Origin of the sequence: Halomonas sp. YLB-10 (assembly GCF_003856855.1) — a bacterium.
GTDB classification, from domain to species: domain Bacteria; phylum Pseudomonadota; class Gammaproteobacteria; order Pseudomonadales; family Halomonadaceae; genus Halomonas; species Halomonas litopenaei.
In genome coordinates this window covers 726,279-747,614 of the sequence record NZ_RRCU01000001.1, presented here as the reverse complement: position 1 = coordinate 747,614, position 21,336 = coordinate 726,279, and the positions used below count along the sequence as shown (strand labels likewise).

Sequence of the window (21,336 nt, the reverse complement as noted above, 5' to 3'; positions counted from 1 at the left end):
GGCAAAGTCCGCACCGCTGCCTTACATGGACATAACTAGAGTCAAGCAATGACCGTCGAACCCGATACCACCGTGACTTCCGACGCCAGCCGATCCCGGCGTACCCGGGCGACCCTCAAGGGGCGCCAGACCGACCCCGACCTCCTCGAGGCATTGCGTCGGTTGCTGGGCGATGAACGCAAGCACCCCGAGCTGCGGCGGCGGGATCTCTTGATCGAGCACCTGCACGCTATCCAGGACGCCAATGGTCATCTGGCGCTTGACTGGCTGAGGGCGCTTTCGAGCTACATGACGCTGCCCATGGCGGCGGTCTACGAGACGGCGACCTTTTACGCTCACTTCGATGTGGTGCATGACGGCGAGGCGCCGCCACCCGCACTGACGGTGCGCGTGTGCGACTCGCTGTCCTGTGAGCTTGCCGGGGCCGAGCGCCTGGCCGAGGCGCTGAGCGACGGCCTCGACCCCGAGCAGGTGCGCGTCACCCGTGCCCCCTGCATGGGCCGCTGCGACCTGGCGCCGGTGGTCGAGGTGGGGCACCACCACCTGGGCCACGCCACCCCGCAGGCGGTGGAGGTGCTGGTGGAAACCGGCAAGGTCCACCCCGAGGCGGTGCTGTGGCAGCGCCTCGACGAATATCGCCGAGAGGGCGGCTACGAGCTGCTGCGCGGCTGCCGGGAAGGCCAGGTGACGGCCGATGAGTTGACCTCGATGCTCGAGCGCGCGGGGCTGCGTGGCCTCGGAGGCGCGGGTTTCCCGACCCATCGCAAGTGGCAGAGCGTTCGCGCCGAGCCCGGTCCTCGCTGGTGCGCGGTCAACGCCGACGAAGGTGAACCGGGGACCTTCAAGGATCGCTACTACCTGGAGCGCGCCCCCCACCAGATGCTGGAAGGCGCCCTGGTGGCCTGCTGGGCGGTCGAGGCAGAAGGCGTCTATATCTACCTGCGCGACGAGTATCCCGGCGTCCACCGGGTACTGATCGAGGCCATCGAGGAGCTCGAAGACGCCGGTATCGCGCAGCCGGGCCAGCTTATCCTCAGGCGTGGCGCCGGGGCCTACATCTGCGGCGAAGAGTCGGCGATGATCGAGTCGCTGGAGGGCAAGCCCGGCAAGCCCAGGCATCGTCCGCCGCTGGTCGCCCACAAGGGCCTGTTTGGCCGGCCTACGCTGGTCAACAACGTCGAGACCCTGTACTGGATACCGGTGCTGTGGCGCGAGGGGGTGGCCATGTACGCCGGTCAGGGCCGGCGCGAGCGTAGCGGCCTGCGCAGTTTTTCACTGTCCGGGCGAGTGCGGCGGCCTGGTGTCTATCTGGCGCCCGCCGGCATCAGCCTGCGCGAGCTGGTCGACGAGTACGGCGGCGGCATGGCGCAGGGCCATCAGCTGGCCGGCTATCTACCGGGGGGCGCCTCCGGCGGTATCCTGCCTGCCGCCAAGGCGGATATCGCACTGGACTTCGACACCCTCCAGGCCGAGGGCTGCTTTATCGGCTCGGCGGCGGTGATCGTGCTGTCTGATCAGGACGACCTGCGCGCGGTGGCCACCAACCTGCTGGCCTTTTTCGCCGATGAATCCTGCGGTCAGTGCACCCCCTGTCGGGTCGGCAGCGAGAAGATGCTGAGCCTGCTCGAGCGCGATCGATGGGTGGTGGAGGACCTGGAACGACTGTCCCGGGTGATGCAGGACGCCTCGATCTGCGGCTTGGGGCAGGCGGCGCCGAATCCGGTGCTGAGTCTGCTGCGCCACTTCCGCGATGATCTGGGGCGCCACGACATCATCGTCACCGATACCGCCGAGGGAGCGTGCTGATGACCGGATCCCGGAACGCTTTTGTCTCCCACGTCGCTGATGATTCGACGCTTGAGTCCTTCACGCTGACGCTGGATGGTGTCGAAGTAAGCGCCTGGCCCGGCGAGACCCTGTGGCAGGTGGCCAAGCGTGCCGGGGAGACCATACCGCACCTGTGCTTCAAGGACGCCAGCGGCTACCGCGCCGACGGCAACTGCCGTGCCTGCATGGTGGAGATCGAAGGCGAGCGGGTGCTCGCCGCCAGCTGCCTGAGGGAGGCGCGCCCCGAGATGGTGGTCAGAAGCCAGTCGTCCGAGCGCGCCCGGGTCGCCCGCGAGGGCGTGCTGGAGCTGCTGCTCAGCGATCAGCCGCCGCGCGACGATAGCCCGGACCGTGCAAGCCAGCTGTGGCAGATGGCCGATCACCTGGCGGTGGACGCCACCCGCGCCCGCGCACGCTACCCGAAGCGCAGGCCCGACGTCGTGCGTCATGCGCCCGGCGCTCGCCTTCCCGGCCAGTGCCCGCCGATCGCAGATGATGTGAGCGGGGGGCGCCATGCTTCCGCGACAGCAGACCACGACACCAGCCATCCGGCGATGACGGTCAATCTGGACGCCTGTATCCACTGCACCCTGTGCGTGCGCGCCTGTCGTGAGGTGCAGGTCAATGACGTCATCGGCATGGCCCATCGCGGCGCCGCCAGCAAGGTGGTGTTCGACCTCGATGACGCCATGGGCCAGAGCAGCTGCGTGGGTTGCGGCGAGTGCGTCCAGGCCTGTCCCACCGGCGCCCTGTCGCCGACCAGCCTGATCGATGCCCAGGGCCGTGGTAACAGCGACAGCGCCGAGCGCAAGGTGGACTCGGTGTGTCCCTACTGCGGTGTCGGCTGCCAGTTGACCTACCACGTCAAGGATGACGCCATCCTCTACGTGGAAGGCCGCGACGGCCCGGCCAACCAGGGAAGGCTGTGCGTCAAGGGACGCTTCGGCTTCGACTACGGCCGCCACCCGTCGCGGCTGACCCGGCCGCTGGTGCGGCGCGAGGGGGTGCCCAAGGGCATGGACGAGGGCTTCGATCCCGCCCGGCCACTGACCCATTTTCGCGAGGCCGACTGGGACGAGGCGCTGGCGCTGGCCGCCGGGGGCCTGACCCGGCTCAAGGCCGACCACGGCCCCAGGGCGCTGGCAGGCTTTGGCAGTGCCAAGTGCTCCAACGAGGAGGCCTGGCTGTTCCAGAAGCTGGTACGCACCGGCTTCGGCTCCAACAATGTCGACCACTGCACCCGGCTGTGTCACGCAAGCTCGGTGGCGGCGCTGATGGAATGCATCGGCTCCGGTGCGGTGACCGCCTCCTTCATGCAGGCGCTGAACGCCGACGTGGTGATCCTCACCGGCTGCAATCCGGCGGTCAATCATCCGGTGGCGGCGACCTTCTTCAAGCAGGCGGCCAAGGGTGGCACCCGGTTCATCATCATCGACCCACGGGGCCAGGCCATGGGCGCCTATGCCCATCGGGTGCTGCGCTTCACCCCGGGGGCCGACGTCTCGCTGTTCAACGCCATGCTGAACGTCATCATCGACGAGCAGCTCTTCGATGAGGCCTATATCCGTGAGCACACCGAGGGCTTCGAGCGGCTCAAGGCATCGGTGCGCGATCAGACGCCGGAGTCGGTGGCCATGGCCTGTGGCGTGCCCGCCGACGAGATCCGCGCGGCGGCGCGGGAATACGCCAACGCCGATCGGGCGATGATCTTCTGGGGCATGGGGATCTCCCAGCATACCCACGGCACCGACAATGCCCGCTGCCTGATCTCGCTGGCGCTGGCCTGTGGTCACACCGGGCGCCCCGGCACCGGCCTGCATCCGCTGCGTGGCCAGAACAATGTCCAGGGAGCCTCCGACGCCGGCCTGATCCCGATGGTGCTGCCGGATTACCAGCCGGTGTCCGACGCCCAGGTGCGGGCCTCCTTCGAGGAGCTGTGGGGCTACGCCGGCATAAGCAGCGACGGCAGCGGCGACGCCCTGGATCCCGAGCCGGGCCTCACCGTGGTCGAGATCATGGACGCCATCCACGCCGGCACCATTCGCGGCATGTACATTCTGGGCGAGAACCCGGCCATGTCGGACCCGGACCTGACCCACGCCCGTGGGGCGCTGGCAAGCCTCGAACATCTGGTGGTGCAGGACCTGTTCGTCACCGAGACGGCGCAGTTCGCCGACGTCATCCTGCCGGCCTCAAGCTGGCCGGAAAAGGACGGTACCGTGACCAACACCAACCGTCAGGTGCAGCTAGGGCGCCAGGCGCTGCCGCTGCCCGGTGATGCGCGGCCGGACTGGTGGATCATCCAGGAGATGGCGCGGCGCTTCGGTCTCGACTGGGACTATGGCCACCCGCGCGAGGTCTACGCCGAGATGCAGAAGGGGATGGCCTCGCTGAACCATATCGACTGGGAGCGACTCGAGCGCGAAGGCGCGGTCACCTATCCCTGCCTGGCGGAAGGGGCGCCGGGCGAAGACGTGGTGTTCTCCGAGGCCTTCCCCACGGCGAGCGGCAAGGCGCGCTTCTCGCCGGCGCTGCCGCTGCCGCCCGATGAACCTATCGACCGTGACTACCCGACGGTGCTGTCCACCGGACGCCAGCTTGAGCATTGGCACACCGGTTCGATGACCCGCCGGGCCCAGGTACTCGACGACCTGGAACCCGAGGCGGTGGCCAGCCTGTCGGCGGGGGAGCTCGCCCGACTGGGGTTGCGCCCGGGGGAGCGGGTGACCATCACCACCCGGCGTGGCGCCATCACCCTGGTGGCGCGGCTCGACGACGGCATGCCCGACGGCATGGTGTTCGTACCCTTCTGCTATGTGGAGGCCGCGGTCAATCTGCTGACCAATCCGGCGCTGGACCCTTACGGCAAGATTCCGGAGTTCAAGTATGCCGCCTGTCGCTTGAGTCGCGCCGAGCCGGCCCAGGTCACCTAGGCGCTGTCCGAAAAGTCGACGAGCGAAGGTTAGACAAGGCAAAAATCGGTGAGAAAGCGCAGTTTACGGGGTGTAAATGAGCATTTTGATCCGATTTTTAACGCCGTATTACCGAGCGCAGGCACTTTTCAGACAAGCCCTAATCTGAACGTAAGACACAGCAACAAGGAGTCACCCACCATGATGATTGCCGAGCTGATCGACGGTCGTGACTTTCGTGATCGTCTGTTGGCGCTGGGAGTGCGCCTGCCCGAGGATGCCTGCCCGGAGACCTGCGCCAGGATGGCCCGGCTCAAGGCACGTGAGGTCGGCCTGCCCGGACTAGCGGCGCTGGTGCGCGAATTGATGGACAAGCAGGAGGTGCTGTTGCCGTCGGTCCATCAGGCCATTCAGGCCCACCTGCTGGGGCTCGATGATAACGGCGAATCCAGGGCTGCAGGGAAGGGCTCAGCCTAGGGCGCCTAGCCTAGGGCGCCGACTGTGGTGCCGTCTATGGCTCAGCCTGGGGCGCAGGCTAGACCGCCGGCTTGCAGCCGCTCAGTCGCAAGGCGAAGATGGCGTTTCTTCGCCAGCGGCGGCAGGTGGCCCCATGATTCTGAGCGCTGAGCTCGCACAGCAGATCATCGACAAGACCCAGGATATTCTCGACGCCAACATCAACGTGATGGACGCGCGCGGGGTGATCATCGCCAGCGGTGATCACTCGCGTCTGGGTACCCTGCACGATGGCGCAATGCTGGCGCTTCAGCGTGGCAATGGACTCGAGATATCCGAGCATGACGTCGATGCCTTCAAGGGGGCGCGACCGGGCATCAATCTGCTGCTTCAGTGCGCCGGCGAGACCGTGGGAGTGCTCGGTATCACCGGTCCGCCATCGCAGGTACGTCAGGCGGCGCGGCTGGTCAAGGTGACCGCCGAGATGCTGGTCGAACAGGCCGACATGCTGAGTCAGCTTGAGTGGGCCAAGCGCCACCGGGAAGGTTTTATCCTGTCATGGGTCAACGCTGAGCTTTCTTCCGAGCAACTTCATGACTGGGCCGAGCGACTGGGGATCGACGTCGCCTGTCAGCGACTGGCGGTACTGATCGAGCTGGACAGAGGATCGCCCAGCGCAGATCTGGATGCCATGCAGCGACTGATGGAGCTTCTGGCCCGTGACAGTCTGGTCACCCAGGTCTCACCCCATCGCGTTCTGGTGCTCCAGCCTTTGACGGATCAGGCTGGACAGCACAAGCAGGGCGCACACCCAGGCCCCGACGGGGCTATCGAAGCCCTGCTGGCGCGACTGGCACGCCACGATATTCACGGGGCCAAGGTCGCCGTCGGGCGCGCCTTCGATGCACCCGGCCACCTCCACCTGTCCTACGAGAGCGCTCGGCAGGTACTGGCGATCGGCAAGCGCCAGTTTCCCGAGCGAATGACCTATCACTACGACGAGCTGCGCCTTCCGGTGCTGTTGTCGCCACTGAACGATGGCTGGCAAGGCGAGCAGTTGCGCGAGGCGGTCGAGCGCATTCGTGGAGCCGACAGCCATGGGCGCCTGCTCAAGACCCTGGCGATGCTGATCGAGCACGAGGGCAACCTGAGTCGCTGCGCCGATGCCCTGCACGTCCATCGCAACACCCTGCGCTATCGGCTGGATCGCATCCAAGAGATTACCGGTATTTCTCCCCATCGCTTCACCGGCCTGGTGGAGCTTTTCCTGGGTCTGGAGCTGTCGTCCGGCGACGGCGTTCGTTGATGCCCTCAGGCTGATCTTTCTCGCGGGTGGCGAGCGGTGGCTTGCGAGCTGCTGCTTGCGAGCTGCTGCTTGCGAGCTTGTGCCTCGATGCTGTCCTTCATGATGTCGCAGGGGGGCATCGGGCCTGCTGGTGTGTCTGCAGGTAGGGTGGTGGTTGCCACAAAGCCAGCCGTCAGGGCTTGCCTGCCATAAGAATGTGAAGCCACGGCGCTTAGCTTGTGGCTTTTTTCTTACATTAAATTACGAATTAGTTACCGAGAGTCGTAGCGACATTTTGTGCAGGATAATTAGCAGGGAGACAAATCTGTGCAGCTTTCCCCTGAGGCGGGCTGATCTAAGGCGTTCGCCCAGGAGGCTTGCGCCGCCCATCTGGACGCTCCTTCACCACTGAGGCCGGCCGATGAGTGACTGGAAGTCCGAGGAAGAGCGGAGTCTGGGCTTTCCGCCACTGCTGCTGGTGGTGCTGACCTTCGGGGCCCTGATGGCCCTGCATACCCTGTTCGCCTCCTCCTCGTCCTCATTGTTCCTGTTCGATCTTCTGACTTTCAGCCGTTGGGGCGCGGTGGCGTCGTTGCTGGCGACGCTCGGTATTCTGGCGCTGGTTATCGGCTGTGATCGTGTCAGGCGGCTGGCCTCGTTGGCGCTGCTGGGGTACAGCCTGGGACAAGGGCTATGGCTGCTTGATCAAGTCAATCGTCAGGTGAGCCTCGAGGCGCTGCCGGCAATGTCGTTGCTGCTGATGCTGCTGTTCGCCTTCTGTCTGTGGCACGGTCGAGGCGTCGGGCGCAGGCGCTACGCGGCCCTGGGAATCGTGTGCATGGTGGCTGGTGCGCTGGGATTTTCGATCCTTTGGACGACGGAGGATGCCCCTCGTTGGCGCCTTATACTGTTCGAGTCCCGGCCGCTTGGCACCGTCATGGTGTTTACCTATGGCGTCATCTTCTGGCTGTTCGCCCGCCAGCGCAGCTTGAACTTGCGACGGCTGGCGCCCAGGGTGATCAAGGTCGGGCTTATCGGCACCAGTCTCAGCATGCTGGTGGGCTTTGGGGGCTACCACCTCTATTCGCTCGATCTGAAACAGGATCTGAGCACGCAGCTGGATACCTTGAGTGAGCGCATCGCCAATTGGGAAGAACGCTACCGCCTGGGCTGGAGCGAATGGAGCCTTCCACTGACCCAGGCAGGAGGGTCGCCGGAACCCACCGGTCCCGCAGCCCGGGGAGAGGTGCTTGCCTACGTCTGGTGGCAGGACAGGGGCGCATTGCGCTGGAACCCCGCTGACGGTGGTGGGGCGACGTCTCGACTCGAAGAAATGCTGGCGTTGCACGAGGTTCGAAGTTGGCTCGAACAGCGTCAGAACGAGGCCATGCGCTGGTGGATTCCGGGCAAAGGCGCGGCGCTGCTGGAGGTCAACAGCTTCGGTGCTGCGGGCCCCCGGCTGGTCGTACTGGTCGACACGACGCTGTGGCTTGAGCATATGAGTGAAGGACTGACGGCGAACCTGTCGCTGTTGGGGCTCCGCCCGGCAGAGGCGTTGGATCATGGTGCCCGCGAGGTCTGGGTCGAGCGCGGCAGGCTGGCCGGCGTAATGCGAGACGATATTGCCCTGGCTGGCGGCACGCTGCTGCGGGTTCAGGCATCGAAGCCGCTGTCGCTCAAGTGGGTGCTATTGCCGGCGCTGTTGCTGGCGTTGGGCCTTTTTGTCACCTATCAACTGATGACCTGGATTGCGCTGGCGCGATTGCGTAGAGAGCAGGCGATTTCGCTGGCGACGCGTGAACAGGAGTTTCATTCCCTGTTCGGACTACACCCCGTGCCGATGCTGCAGGTTCGACGTTCGGGCCTGATCGGTGCGCTCAACGACTCTGCCACGGAAGCTCTGGGTGACAGCGCAGGGGAGGCTATCGCTCGACCCTTCACCGAGGTAGCCAGTCGACTGCTGGGATGCGGTGATGCGCCCGATGAATTGATGAAGCACTTCGACAATGTCATGACCGGGCGACAGCGGTCCGTGGTGTTCGAGTGCTCGATCGCGGATTCTACCTTCAGGATACGCCTGCAGCAGGTCCGGGTGGGGGCGGCCTGTGTGGGCCTTTTCGCCAGTTTCGCCGACATCAGTCTGCGTCAGCAGGAGCAAGCCAGGCTGTCGATCATGGAGCACTGTCTCAGGGAGAGCAGCAATGGGGTCGTGATCTTCGACGCCCAGTCCAGGGGCTGCCCCGTGATGTATGCCAACGCTGCTCTGTGCCGCATGCTGGATGCTTCGGCATCCTCGGTGACCGGACTGCTGGCGAGTGAGCTTGCCAGGACCATGTGTCTGGACCCGGTGACCGAAGCCGAGATCTGTCACTGGATGAAGACCCAGCAGCCGGGCTCGGTCACTGCGCTGGCCAGCCAGGGAGGAGGAGGCGGTCGCTGGTACGACCTGACGCTCTCGCCGGTGCATGCGCTCCGCGAAGGGGTAAGTCACTACATCGGCATCGTCGATGACGTCAGTCAGCGCAAGGTTCAGGAAGAGATGCTGGCCCACCAGGCCACCCACGACGCCCTGACTGGTCTGCCCAATCGCACCCTGCTGGCCGACCGACTGGAGCACGACGTAGCCCTGGCGACACGTCATCGGCAGGGGCTGGCGGTGCTGTTCATCGATCTGGATGCGTTCAAGCCGATCAACGATAGCCTGGGGCATGAGGTCGGTGATCGCGTGCTGATACAGGTCGCCAAACGCCTGAGCCGAGGGCAGCGACGCTCGGATACCCTGGCGCGTCTGGGCGGGGACGAATTCGTGCTGGTGCTGGTGGATATCGGTGGCAAGGACAAGGCCATCGCGGTGGCCGAGCGTCTGCTGAACCAGTTGCGTGAACCCTGCCGCGTCGACGGCTTCCAGCTGCAGATATCCGCGAGTATCGGGATCGCCTTGCTGGACACCGGGACCACCCTGTCGCCACAACGGCTGATCCAGCAGGCCGATCTGGCCATGTACCAGGCCAAGCAACGCGGGCGAAACCAGTATCAGTTGTTCACACGCACCCTCGACGGTGTCCCCGGGCGTCATGTGACCCTGCGCAACGCGCTGCGTATTGCCATGGAACAGCAGCGTCTGCAGTTGTTCTATCAGCCCCAGGTGGATGGCGAGGGCAGGATCACCGGTCTGGAGGCATTGATACGCTGGTCCCATCCCGAATTCGGCTGGGTCTCACCGTCGGAGTTCATTCCACTGGCCGAAGAAACCGGCCAGATCATCGATCTGGGGCGCTGGGTGATGCGCAGGGCCTGCTACGACGCCAAGCGCCTGTGGCGAAGTGGACTCAAGCCGGGGCGGGTGGCGGTGAACCTGTCACCGCTGGAATTTCATCGCATGGATTTTCTATCGAGCGTGTGCCAGACGCTGGATCAGACCCACCTGCATGCCGAGTGTCTGGAGCTGGAAATCACCGAAGGCATGTTGCTGGATGACCAGGAACGCGTGGCTCGTACACTGGGGGCCCTGGCGGCCCGCGGGGTCACCACGGCGATCGATGACTTCGGAAAGGGATACTCGAGCTTCGATTACCTCAAGTCCCTGCCCATCGACAAGATCAAGATCGATCGTGGTTTTGTCGCCCAGTGCCTGGACAGTGAACGAGATATCGCGGTCTGTCGCAGCGTGATCACCCTGGCCCAGGAGTTGGGCCTCGAGGCGCTGGCAGAAGGGGTCGAGACACCGCATCAATGTGCCGCCCTGAAGGACCTGGGCTGCACCACCTTCCAGGGCTATCTGTTCTCTCGACCGGTGCCTTTCCGGGAGCTTGCCGGCCTGCTGCGTCGCCCCCATCTGGCGCCGCAGCAGGAGGTCCCGATGGATCGGCAGGACTTGATTGGGGCGGAAGCGCGCCGACGCTGAGCGCCCGCCGAGTCCTAAAATCCGCCCTGGTGTCGTCTTGAAGACGACACCAGGGCTGGCTTCAGCGCAAGCGATGACGGCAGGCTATGTCAGCAGGCTGTGTCAGCGGGCTGTGTCAGCAGGTCGGACACCAGGCCGTGACAGAGAGACACCCAGGGGGCTGCAATGTCGACGAGTGCAGGGGCTTTTCCGCCAGGCCCTAGGGCTTGTCTGAAAAGTGCCTGCGCTCGGTAATACGGCGTTAAAAATCGGATCAAAATGCTCATTTACACCCCGTAAACTGCGCTTTCTCACCGATTTTTGCCTTGTCTAACCTTCGCTCGTCGACTTTTCCGCCAGGCCCTAGCCGCTGGCCAGGCTCAACGCCGGGCTGCTGCCCAGGTTGGCTGCCAAGGTGGTGCGGTACCAGTCGATAAAGTCGATCACCCCGTATTCGTAGGTGGGGGAGTAGGGGCCGGGACGATAGGCCAGGGAGTTGATGCCTCGCTGGTTCTCTTCGGCAAGCTTTCGGTCCTGGGCGTTGGTGGCGTCCCATACCCGGCTCAGGTTCTCGACGTCGTAGTCGACACCCTCCACCGCATCCTTGTGGACCAGCCATTTGGTGGTGACCTGAGTGCGCTGGGGACCCAGCGGCAGCACCCGGAACACCGCGGCGTGGTCGCCGACAAAGTGATTCCAGCTATTGGGCAGATGCAGGATGCGCAGGGAGCCCATGTCCTCGATGCCCTGGTGGGTCAGCGGACGGCGACAGGCGGCCCTGCCGTCCATGGTCATGGACACGGTGCCTTCGACCAGTGGGGTGCGGGTCAGGCGATTGCGCTTGCCTCCCGCCCAGCGCATCTTCCAGGGGATGCCGAGGCCATCCCACTCCTGCTGCTTGCGTGCCACCAGACTGCGGTATTCCGGCGTGGCACGAGGGTCCTCGGTGTCGTCAAACTCGTAGAGCGACTTGATCAGCTCCGGGTGAGAGCCGTTGCAGTGGTAGCACTCGCGGTTGTTCTCGAGCACCAGCTTCCAGTTGGCCTGCTCCTCGATGGTGGTGGTCACGGCCACCTTGAGGTTGGCCATGTCGTAGAAGCTCAGGTAGCTGTCGAAGATGGCCTTGAGGTCGCTCACGTCCGGCGGATTCTCGGCGAGGCTGACGAACAGGTAGCCGCCGGCCTCGGTCAGCGCGACCGGGGCGAGTCCGTAGTCCTCGAGTTGAAAGTCCTCGCCCATCTCGGTGCCGGCGAACAGCAGGCGTCCGTCCAGCTCGTAGGTCCACTGATGGTAGGGGCACACCAGCTTGGCCAGCTTGCCCTTTTCGGTGGAGCACAGGCGAGATCCGCGATGGCGGCAGGTGTTGTGGAAGGCGTGAATGGCGTCGCCATCGCCGCGCACGATGACCACCGGATTATGGCCGATGTCGAGGGTGATGAAGTTGCCCTTGGCGGGAATCTCGCAGCTCATGCCGGCGAAGATCCACTCGCGCTCGAAGATGGTCTGCATGTCGAGCTGGAACAGTCGTTCATCGTTGTAGAACGGCTGCGGCAACGAGAAGCCGAAGGGGTGGTGTGACATCGTCTCCAGGGCGAAACGACGGGCGTCCCCCAGGGGATCCTCCAGATTGAGATGGGCGATGGGCTCCATGGTGCACTCCTCGTGATGCGATAGATGCGGTGTCGATGGGCGCGGTGGCCCATGGCAAGGGGCGCCGCTATGGATCAGGGGAAAGCATTAGCGGCGCTATTGGCTGGCGTGCGTCGCGGTTGTCATGCTGCGCAGTCTGGGGCAAGGGGGATGACCCTGGGTATCTGGCGGCGACACCAGATGATGCCGTTGCGACCTCTTTGTCGCTGCAGCGAGCGTGGCCGGAGGATTCGAGTATGCTGATGTCGCGATCAGACAAGTGGCGCGCGAGGCGCGAGGGGCAGAATGCGCTCAATGACCAGGCCTCGAACGAGGTTCGGGGCCTGGATGAACCGCCGACTGTCTGCGAGCGAAACCGCCATGGTGACGAATTTTCTCAATCCGGTGACCACCCAGACCTGGGCCAATGGCCGCCACGTCGTGCGCTGCGTCAAGGTCATCCAGGAGACCTGGGACGTCCGAACCTTCTGCTTCATGGCCGAGCAGCCGGTGATGTTCTTCTTCAAGCCGGGGCAGTTCGTCACTCTGGAGCTCGAGATCGACGGTGAGTGCGTCTTTCGCTCCTATACCATCGCCAGTTCACCCTCCATCCCCTACAGCTTCTCGATCACCGTCAAGCGGGTGCCGGGGGGGCGCGTCTCCAACTGGCTGCATGACCAGATGGACGTGGGCCACGAGCTGGCGGTGCACGGCCCGGTGGGGGACTTCAACTGCATCGACCACACCGCCGACAAGGTGCTGATGCTCTCCGGCGGTGTCGGCATCACGCCGCTGATGTCGATGACCCGCTGGTTCTTCGATACCAATGCGGCGGTGGACCTGGCCTTTATCCACTGCGCCAGGACCCCCAGGGACATCATCTTTCACCGTGAGCTTGAGCATATCTTCTCGCGCATTCCCGAGTTCCGGCTAAATATCGTGTGTGAGCGGGACAACGAGCTGAACCAGGCCTGGTCGGGTTTCCGCGGCTTCCTGTCGGAGCCCATGCTGGAGCTGATGGCGCCTGATTTTCTTGATCGAGAGGTCTTCTGCTGCGGGCCCACGCCCTTCATGTCGGCGGTCAGGCGTCTGTTGACCCAGCGTGGCTTCGACATGAGTCGCTACCACGAGGAATCCTTCGGTGCCACGCCGGTCGACGTCCAGGAAGACGTCCACGAGCTGGCGGAGCAGGCCGAGGCGGAGGCCGAGGAGCTCGTTGCGGCCGACATGCACTGTGTCGAATTCGCCTCGGCGGGCAAGAGCGTACGCATCCAGCCGGGCGAGACCGTGCACGCCGCGGCCTCAAAGCTCGGACTGCATATTCCCAAGGCCTGCGGCATGGGCATCTGCGGCACCTGCCGGGTGCCACTGGTCGCCGGCGAGGTGGACATGGAACACAACGGTGGTATCACCGACGAGGACGTGGCCGAGGGCTTCATCCTGTCCTGCTGCAGTCGGCCCAGGGGTAACGTCACGGTGGACTGGTAGCGGCGGTGGCTCCCGGCGGAGGAGGGTCGTGGGCCACCCAGCGCGGCAGTGGTGTAACCGTCCGGTGCAGGTGACTCCGTATGGCGTTGATAAATAGGAGGGCCGTGAGAAATTCGGTTAGGCTGGAGTCTGATTTTTGCTGGTATTCGGACGCCATGCCATCCTCGCCCCTGCACCCGCTCCATCCATCACGGCCATCGCCGGCACCAGCGTCAGCACAGCAAGGGCACGCCGATGTCTCTGGCGGCGAGCCGCTCACGCCGGCGCTGTCGGTGGGCTTTGTGTTGCTGTCGCGCTTTACCCTGCTGCCCTTTGCTGCCTTCGTCGACTGCCTGCGGCTGGCGTCCGACGAGGGCGACCGCAGTCGTCAGCTACGTTGCCGCTGGCGCTTTCTGTCAGAGGATGGCGCCGAGGTTGCGTCAAGCTGTGGTGCGGTGATCTCGCCCTGCGAGCCGATAGGGGGGCGTCATGGGCAGCCTTTCTGTGATCCCCGCCAGTTCGACTACCTGGTGGTCATCGGCGGGGTGCTGGGGGATGGCGAGGAACCTGGTAGCCCTGAACGAACGAGCCATGAACGACGGGCTCTCGAGCGAAACCGCCCCGAGCGAGATGGCGGCACCCTCGACTATCTGCGCCATGCGGCAGCGTTGGGCGTGCCGCTGGTGGGGGTGTGCACCGGGGTCTACTCGCTGATCCAGGCCGGTGTGATGGAGGGGCGGCGCTGCTGCGTCAGCTGGTACCACCACCTGGATCTGACCCGGCGTTTTCCCGCCGTCAGCGCGGTGGCCGACCGCCTCTATGTCGACGATGGCGACCGCTTGACCTGTGCCGGTGGCGCTGCGGCGGCGGACCTGGCCGCCTATCTGGTGGAGCGCCACCTGGGACGCGCCTGGGCACGCAAGAGCCTGCACATCATGCTGCTGGACGGCCACCGAAGCGGCGACCACTCCCAGCCCCAGCCGGTGGTCTTCGATCGCATCGAGGATCGCATCGTGCGTCGTGCCGTGGCGATTCTCGAGCAGCATCTGGGCGAGCCGCTGTCGGTGGATGAGCTGGCGACGCGCGCCGGCGCCTCGCGTCGGGGGCTCGAGCGCAAGTTTCGCCAGGCCTTCGGTGTCGGCCCGCAGAAGTTCGCCCGTGACCTGCGCCTGCGCTACGGCCTGTGGCTTCTGTACTTCACCGACCATAGCGTCACCGAGATCGGCGAGCGCTGTGGTTTCGCCGACACCGCCCACTTTTCCCGCCACTTCCGCAGCGCCTTCGGACAGTCACCCTCGCGCCTGCGGCGCGATCCCGTCGGTCGCGAGGAGGCCGGCGTCGATCCCTTCTTCCTGCATGTCGGTGCACGTCTGGGGCATCGCTGAGCGCCCCCGCTGGCGCAATTGCCCCGGATAGTTCTCCTGACAACGTCATCCGAGCGCTCTTCCACGGCGCTCGGCTCATGCCTGCGTCCAACAAAGCTGTCGCATTTGTTCAAGTTTTGAAGGAGCCGCTCGGCTTCAATGACCTTATCCCGCCAGCCACCTGCGCTCGTCTGGGCCGGTCTGGGCCGGTCTGGGCCTATCTGGGCCCGTCTGGGCCGGTCCGGGCAGCGTCGATGTCCCTGACGGCGACGCCGATGTCGTTTCCAGAATGTCGGCGCCGGGATAGCGGCTTACCTTGGAGGCGGGGGACTGCCCGTCTTCGTCAGCCATCACAACGACAACATCGATCAGGCGAAAGCGGCCGCGAATAGGCGCTTCGCCATTACCGGAGATACCCCATGCCAAGCGCTCATCTGTCCAGCTCGTCACTGTCCCGGTTCGATCCACAGATCGCCGAGGCCATCGCCGACGAGGTCGTTCGCCAGCAGGATCATGTGGAGCTGATCGCCTCCGAGAACTACGCAAGTCCGGCGGTGATGGAGGCCCAGGGCACCCAGCTGACCAACAAGTACGCCGAGGGCTATCCCGGCAAGCGCTACTATGGCGGCTGCGAGCACGTCGACGTGGTCGAGCGTCTGGCCATCGAGCGGGCCTGCGCGCTGTTCAGCGCCGACTACGCCAACGTGCAGCCCCACAGCGGCGCCCAGGCCAATGCCGCCGCCTTCATGGCGCTGGTGTCCCCCGGCGATACCGTGCTCGGCATGAGTCTGGCTCACGGCGGTCACCTGACCCATGGCGCGGCACCGAACTTCTCCGGCAAGCACTACCACGCGGTGCAGTATGGTCTGGACGAGGCCTCCGGCCAGATCGACTACGCCGAGGTCGAGCGACTGGCCAGGGAGCATCGCCCCAAGTTGATCGTCGCCGGCTTCTCGGCCTACTCCCAGGTGGTCGACTGGCGCCGCTTTCGCGCCATCGCCGACAGCGTCGGCGCCTGGCTGCTGGTGGACATGGCCCACGTCGCCGGTCTGGTGGCGGCCGGCCTCTATCCAAGCCCGCTGCCCCACGCCCACGTGGTCACCACCACCACCCACAAGACCCTGCGCGGGCCGCGCGGTGGCCTGATCCTGTCGGCCAGCGGTGACGAGGCGCTGTACAAGAAGCTCAACGGCGCGGTCTTCCCCGGCCAGCAGGGCGGCCCCTTGATGCATGTCATCGCGGCCAAGGCGGTGGCCTTCCGCGAGGCCATGAACCAGGACTTCGTGCGCTACCAGGAGCGGGTCATCGTCAATGCCAAGGCCATGGCCGGGACCTTTCTCGAGCGCGGCTACGACGTGGTCTCCGGCGGCACCGAAGACCATCTGTTTCTGGTCTCGCTGATTCGCCAGGGGATCACCGGCAAGGACGCCGACGAGGCCCTGGGTCGCTCGCACATCACCGTCAACAAGAACGCAGTACCGGGAGACCCGCAGAGCCCCTTCGTCACCTCGGGCCTGCGCATCGGGACCCCGGCGGTGACCACCCGCGGCTTCGATGCCGAAGAGTGCGAGCGGCTTGCCGGCTGGATCTGCGATGTGCTGGACGTGCTTGCCCGTGGCGAGGACACCGTCGCCATCGAGGCCGACGTACGCCAGCGGGTCGGCGAGCTGTGCGCGCGCCACCCGGTCTATCCGACCCCTCGGCAAGCCGCTGCCGAGCCGGCCTGATCGGCATGATGCCCCCCCGGCGGTCGTGACGCACGGTGCGACCGCCCAGGCACTTTTCAGACAAGCCCTAGCCCAGAATGTCGAGGGACACCCTATGCAACGCTACTCCGGATTCGCGCTGGCCCGCCACGCCCTGAGTCACCACGAGAACTGGCAGCGCCAGTGGCGCAACCCGACCCCCAAGGCCGCCTACGACGTGATCATCGTCGGTGGTGGCGGCCACGGCCTGGCCACCGCCTACTACCTGGCCAAGGAATTTGGCGTGCGCAATGTCGCGGTGATCGAGAAGGGCTGGCTGGGCGGCGGCAACACCGCCCGCAACACCACCATCGTGCGCTCCAACTATCTGTGGGATGAGGCCGCCGCGCTCTATGAGCACTCGATGAAGCTGTGGGAAGGGCTGTCCCGGGATCTCAACTACAACGTGATGTTCTCCCAGCGTGGCGTGCTCAATCTTGGCCATACCCTGCAGGACATGCGCGACATCCAGCGCAGGGTCAACGCCAACCGGCTCAACGGCATCGACGGCGAGGTGCTCGACGCCAGGGGCGTACAGGAGATCGTGCCTATCCTCGACTGCTCGAAGAACGCGCGCTACCCGGTGATGGGGGCCTCCTGGCAGCCCCGCGCCGGGGTCGCCCGCCACGACGCCGTGGCCTGGGGCTACGCCCGTGGTGCCGATGCACTCGGCGTCGACATTCTGCAGCAGACCGAGGTGACCGGGTTCAAGATCCGCGACGGCCGCATCCTTGGGGTGCACACCAATCGCGGCGATATCGAGGCTCGCACCGTGGGCTGCGTGACCGCCGGCAACTCCGGGGTGATGGCCTCGCTGGCCGGGCTGCGCCTGCCGCTGGAGAGCCACCCGCTGCAGGCGCTGGTGTCTGAGCCGCTCAAGCCGGTGCTCGATACCGTGGTGATGTCCAACCACGTGCACGGCTATATCAGCCAGTCCGACAAGGGCGACCTGGTCATCGGCGCGGGCATCGACGGCTACAACGGCTACGGCCAGCGTGGCAGCTACGCCACCGTCGAGCACACCCTGCAGGCCATCGTCGAGATGTTCCCGATCTTCTCGCGGGTGCGCATGAACCGGCAGTGGGGCGGCATCGTCGATACCTGCCCGGACGCCTGTCCGATCATGTCGAAGACCCGGATCGAGGGGCTCTACTTCAACTGCGGCTGGGGCACCGGTGGCTTCAAGGCGACCCCAGGGTCCGGGCATGTGTTCGCGGCGAGCCTGGCCAAGGGCGAGATGCACCCGCTGGCTGCCCCCTTCTCGATCGACCGCTTCCACAGCGGCGCGCTGATCGACGAACACGGCGCCGCCGGTGTCGCCCACTGATTTCAGGAGGTTTCCATGTTCCATATCCATTGTCCCTACTGTGACGAGTGGCGCGAGGAAGAGGAGTTTCATCCCAGGGGGCAGGCGCACATCGCACGCCCCGAGGATCCGGCCGGCTGTTCCGACGAGCAGTGGGGCGACTACCTGTTCTTCCGCGATAACCCCCGCGGCATCCACCACGAGCTGTGGGTCCACGCGGTGGGCTGTCGCAAGTTCTTCAACGTGACGCGCCACACCCAGAGCTACGAAATCCTCGAGACCTATCGCATCGGTGAGCGACCGCGCTTTACCCGGGACAACCCCGACGGGGTGGTGGCGTCCGCGCCTGAGTCCCTTGACGACAGTGATATCGCCACCGCCGCCCAGGAGGTTCGCGCATGAGCCAGCCCAATCGCCTCGACACAGGGGGACTGATCGACCGCAGCACGCCCCTGCGCTTTACCTTCAATGGCAAGGAGTACACCGGCTTTCACGGGGACACCCTGGCCTCGGCGCTGCTGGCCAACGGGGTGGACGTGGTCAATCGCAGCTTCAAGTACTCGCGTCCCCGCGGCATCGTCGCCGCCGGTGCCGAGGAGCCCAATGCGGTGGTCCAGCTCGGCCAGGCCGAAGCCGAGCAGGTGCCCAATGTGCGCGCCACCCAGCAGGCCCTGTTCGAGGGGCTGACGGCACGTTCCACCAACGGCTGGCCCAACGTCCAGCGCGACCTGATGGGGACCATCGGCAAGCTTGGCGGCAAGCTGATGCCCCCCGGTTTCTACTACAAGACCTTCATGGCGCCGGCCTCGCTGTGGATGACCTACGAGCGCTATATCCGCAAGAGCGCGGGGCTGGGGCGCAGCCCGCTGGAGCGCGACCCGGATATCTACGACCACATCAATCGCCACTGCGAGGTGCTGGTGATCGGGGCAGGGCCTGCGGGACTGGCTGCTGCCCTGGCCGCCTCGCGCAGCGGCGCTCGAGTGATCCTGTGCGACGAGCAGGAGCGCTTTGGCGGCTCGCTGCTGGACGGGCAGGAATTGCTGGACGATCGTCCGGCGTTGAAGTGGGTCGAGGAGGTGCTCGAGGAGCTTGCCGCCAACCCCGAGGTGACGCTGCTGCCGCGCACCACCGCCAACGGCTACCACGACCACAACTTCGTCACCCTGCACGAGCGGCGCAGCGAGCACCTGGCCCACTGCGCGCCTCGAGTGGAGGGACGGCGTCAGTCGCGCTCGCGCCTGCATCGGGTGCGCGCCGCACGCGTCGTGCTGGCCACTGGGGCCCATGAGCGTCCGCTGGTCTACGCCGGCAATGACGTGCCGGGCAATCTGCTGTGCTCGGCGGTGTCCACCTACATCCGCCGTTACGGTGTGGTGCCGGGCAAGCGGCTGGTGGTCTCCACCAGCAACGACGACGGCTACCGTGCCGCGCTCGACTGGCTGGACGCCGGCCGCGAGGTGGTGGCGGTGGCCGACGCCCGTCCCGCCCCCGACGGTGAACTGGTCGAGGTCGCCCGGGCGCGCGGTATCCGCATCCTGCCGGGGGCCGCCGTGGTCGAGGCCAGGGGCGAGCAGCGGGTCACCTCGGTGCGGGTCGCCGCCATCGATATCGAGGCCTTTCGCGTCACCGGCGCCAGCGAGACGCTCGACTGCGACACGCTGGCCAGTTCCGGCGGCTTCAGTCCGGTGATTCACCTGGCCTCTCACACCGGAACGCGGCCGAGCTGGCGCGACGACCTGATCGCCTTCGTGCCCAACCTGCCCAGGGGCATGTTGGCGGCCGGTGCAGCCGGCGGCACCTTTGGCCTGGCCGAGGCGCTGGCGGAAGGTCGCGACGCAGGCCTCGAGGCGGTGAGCCAGGCCGGCTTCGAGGGTGCCGAGCTTATACTGCCGGCGGTAGCCTCGCGGCGCGACGGTGCGGCGGTGGCGCTGTTCCAGGTGCCCCACGAAAAGCCGACCCTGCGGGCGCCCAAGCAGTTCGTCGACCTGCAGAATGACGTCACCGCCGCCGGGATCGAGCTTGCCACCCGGGAAGGCTTCGAGTCCATCGAGCACGTCAAGCGCTACACCGCCATGGGCTTCGGTACCGATCAGGGCAAGCTTGGCAACATCAATGGCATGGCCATCGCCGCGCGCTGCCTGGGGCGCTCGATTCCCGAGGTCGGCACCACCGTGTTCCGGCCCAACTATACCCCGGTCACCTTCGGAGCCATCGTCGGTCGCCATTGCGGAGCGCTGTTCGATCCCGAGCGCTACAGTGCGCTGCACCAGTGGCACGTCGGGCAGGGCGCCGAGTTCGAGGACGTGGGCCAGTGGAAGCGGCCCTGGTACTTCCCCAGGACCGTCAACGGCAAGCGCGAGACCCTGCACGAGGCGGTGATGCGTGAGTGCCGCGCGGTGCGCGAAGGCGTCGGCATCCTCGACGCTTCGACCCTGGGAAAGATCGATATCCAGGGGCCGGACGCCCGCGAGTTTCTCGGCCGCATCTACACCAACAAGTGGGCCAAGCTTGGCGTGGGCAAGGTGCGCTACGGCTTGATGTGCAAGGACGACGGTATGGTCATGGATGACGGCACCACCAGTTGTCTGGCCGAGGATCACTTCCTGATGACCACCACCACCGGTGGCGCCGCGGGAGTGCTCGAGTGGCTGGAGCTGTGGCACCAGACCGAGTGGCCCGAGCTCGACGTGAGCTTTACCTCGGTCACCGACCACTGGGCCACCATGACCGTCACCGGCCCCAGGGCGCGGGAGTTGATGAGCGAGCTTACCGAGGGCATCGATCTGGATCGCGAGGCGTTTCGCTTCATGGACTGGCGTGAGGGCAAGGTGGCCGGGGTGCCGGCACGGGTGTTCCGGATCTCCTTCACCGGCGAGCTGGCCTACGAGATCAACGTCCAGGCCCACGCTGCCATGCACGTGTGGAAGGTGCTGTTCACCCACGGCGAGAAGTACGACCTGACACCCTACGGTACCGAGACCATGCACGTGCTGCGTGCCGAGAAGGGCTTCATCATCGCAGGCCAGGACACCGACGGTTCGGTGACCCCGGAGGATCTAGGCATGCAGTGGGCGGTGGGCTACGACAAGCCATTCTCCTGGGTCGGCCAGCGGGCGCTGACCCGCAGCGACACCGCGCGCCAGGACCGCAAGCAGCTGGTGGGGCTGAAACCCAGGGATCCGTCGGTGGTGCTGGAGGAGGGCGCCCAGATCGTGCTCGACCCTGACCATCCGATTCCCATGCCGATGGTCGGCCACGTGACCTCGAGCTACTACAGCCCGACGCTGGAAACCGGCTTCGCCCTGGCGGTGGTCAAGGGTGGCCACCAGCGGATGGGCGAGACCGTCTATCTACCCTGTGTCGACGGCAAGGTCCACGAGGCCGAAATCGTTTCCACCATCTTCCTCGACCCCAAGGGGGAGCGCCAGAATGTCTAGGCATGTACCAGCTTCCCGCCTC

Annotated in this window: 12 protein-coding genes; 11 read left to right on the top strand and 1 reads right to left on the bottom strand. The window is 65.6% G+C overall.

Translation table 11 applies throughout. The annotated features are described in order from the left end of the window. Window positions 1-48 precede the first annotated feature (48 nt). The 5 genes from EBB56_RS03035 (at window position 49) to EBB56_RS03015 (ending at window position 10,384) form a co-directional block, all read left to right on the top strand. Window positions 49-1,806, top strand: coding sequence for an NADH-ubiquinone oxidoreductase-F iron-sulfur binding region domain-containing protein (locus tag EBB56_RS03035; protein WP_185696368.1), 1,758 nt, complete (start codon window positions 49-51; stop codon window positions 1,804-1,806). Next, window positions 1,806-4,760: a formate dehydrogenase subunit alpha gene (gene fdhF, locus EBB56_RS03030; RefSeq protein ID WP_124802728.1), complete on the top strand. Its 2,955-nt coding sequence runs from the start codon at window positions 1,806-1,808 to the stop codon at window positions 4,758-4,760. The genes EBB56_RS03035 and fdhF overlap by 1 nt, the downstream gene beginning before the upstream one ends. Window positions 4,761-4,940: 180 nt before the next feature. Continuing rightward, window positions 4,941-5,216: a hypothetical protein gene (locus EBB56_RS03025; protein WP_045990997.1), complete on the top strand. Its 276-nt coding sequence runs from the start codon at window positions 4,941-4,943 to the stop codon at window positions 5,214-5,216. Window positions 5,217-5,349: 133 nt separating this feature from the next. Beyond that, entirely contained in the window at window positions 5,350-6,501 is a 1,152-nt protein-coding gene (locus EBB56_RS03020) for a sugar diacid recognition domain-containing protein (RefSeq protein WP_185696367.1), read from the top strand. 400 nt (window positions 6,502-6,901) lie between these two features. After that, window positions 6,902-10,384 carry a bifunctional diguanylate cyclase/phosphodiesterase gene (locus tag EBB56_RS03015; RefSeq protein ID WP_052704194.1) on the top strand — a complete coding sequence of 1,161 codons (3,483 nt, stop codon included), beginning with the start codon at window positions 6,902-6,904 and terminating at the stop codon, window positions 10,382-10,384. Window positions 10,385-10,726: 342 nt separating this feature from the next. On the opposite strand, the gene EBB56_RS03005 is transcribed toward EBB56_RS03015, so the two are convergent. Next, a complete protein-coding gene (locus EBB56_RS03005; protein WP_124802722.1) occupies window positions 10,727-12,013 on the bottom strand; it encodes an aromatic ring-hydroxylating dioxygenase subunit alpha in 1,287 nt (428 codons plus the stop codon). Between the two features lie 360 nt (window positions 12,014-12,373). On the opposite strand from EBB56_RS03005, the gene EBB56_RS03000 reads away from it, so the two are divergent. The 6 genes from EBB56_RS03000 to EBB56_RS02975 all read left to right on the top strand — a co-directional run bounded on the left by EBB56_RS03000 (window position 12,374) and on the right by EBB56_RS02975 (window position 21,314). Then, window positions 12,374-13,480 carry a hybrid-cluster NAD(P)-dependent oxidoreductase gene (locus EBB56_RS03000; protein ID WP_124802720.1) on the top strand — a complete coding sequence of 369 codons (1,107 nt, stop codon included), beginning with the start codon at window positions 12,374-12,376 and terminating at the stop codon, window positions 13,478-13,480. Window positions 13,481-13,635: 155 nt separating this feature from the next. Continuing rightward, entirely contained in the window at window positions 13,636-14,844 is a 1,209-nt protein-coding gene (locus EBB56_RS02995) for a GlxA family transcriptional regulator (RefSeq protein ID WP_124802718.1), read from the top strand. A 398-nt stretch (window positions 14,845-15,242) separates the two neighbouring features. Continuing rightward, on the top strand, window positions 15,243-16,550 hold the full coding sequence (gene glyA / locus EBB56_RS02990) for a serine hydroxymethyltransferase (protein WP_124802716.1): 1,308 nt from the start codon (window positions 15,243-15,245) through the stop codon (window positions 16,548-16,550). Window positions 16,551-16,644: 94 nt separating this feature from the next. Further along, entirely contained in the window at window positions 16,645-17,895 is a 1,251-nt protein-coding gene (locus EBB56_RS02985) for a sarcosine oxidase subunit beta family protein (RefSeq protein WP_045991001.1), read from the top strand. A gap of 15 nt (window positions 17,896-17,910) precedes the next feature. Next, window positions 17,911-18,276 (top strand): sarcosine oxidase subunit delta, encoded by a 366-nt coding sequence (locus EBB56_RS02980; protein ID WP_108131358.1) that lies wholly within the window; start codon window positions 17,911-17,913, stop codon window positions 18,274-18,276. After that, a complete protein-coding gene (locus EBB56_RS02975) occupies window positions 18,273-21,314 on the top strand; it encodes a sarcosine oxidase subunit alpha family protein (protein ID WP_124802714.1) in 3,042 nt (1,013 codons plus the stop codon). Before EBB56_RS02980 ends, EBB56_RS02975 begins: the two co-directional genes overlap by 4 nt. The last annotated feature ends 22 nt before the right edge of the window (window positions 21,315-21,336 follow it).

Bases quoted from the DNA above. Each gene is read 5' to 3' on its own strand.
- EBB56_RS03035 (WP_185696368.1), top strand. From the start codon at position 49: ATGACCGTCGAACCCGATACCACCGTGACTTCCGACGCCAGCCGATCC.
- fdhF (WP_124802728.1), top strand. From the start codon at position 1,806: ATGACCGGATCCCGGAACGCTTTTGTCTCCCACGTCGCTGATGATTCG.
- EBB56_RS03025 (WP_045990997.1), top strand. From the start codon at position 4,941: ATGATGATTGCCGAGCTGATCGACGGTCGTGACTTTCGTGATCGTCTG.
- EBB56_RS03020 (WP_185696367.1), top strand. From the start codon at position 5,350: ATGATTCTGAGCGCTGAGCTCGCACAGCAGATCATCGACAAGACCCAG.
- EBB56_RS03015 (WP_052704194.1), top strand. From the start codon at position 6,902: ATGAGTGACTGGAAGTCCGAGGAAGAGCGGAGTCTGGGCTTTCCGCCA.
- EBB56_RS03005 (WP_124802722.1), bottom strand. From the start codon at position 12,013: ATGGAGCCCATCGCCCATCTCAATCTGGAGGATCCCCTGGGGGACGCC.
- EBB56_RS03000 (WP_124802720.1), top strand. From the start codon at position 12,374: ATGGTGACGAATTTTCTCAATCCGGTGACCACCCAGACCTGGGCCAAT.
- EBB56_RS02995 (WP_124802718.1), top strand. From the start codon at position 13,636: ATGCCATCCTCGCCCCTGCACCCGCTCCATCCATCACGGCCATCGCCG.
- glyA (WP_124802716.1), top strand. From the start codon at position 15,243: ATGCCAAGCGCTCATCTGTCCAGCTCGTCACTGTCCCGGTTCGATCCA.
- EBB56_RS02985 (WP_045991001.1), top strand. From the start codon at position 16,645: ATGCAACGCTACTCCGGATTCGCGCTGGCCCGCCACGCCCTGAGTCAC.
- EBB56_RS02980 (WP_108131358.1), top strand. From the start codon at position 17,911: ATGTTCCATATCCATTGTCCCTACTGTGACGAGTGGCGCGAGGAAGAG.
- EBB56_RS02975 (WP_124802714.1), top strand. From the start codon at position 18,273: ATGAGCCAGCCCAATCGCCTCGACACAGGGGGACTGATCGACCGCAGC.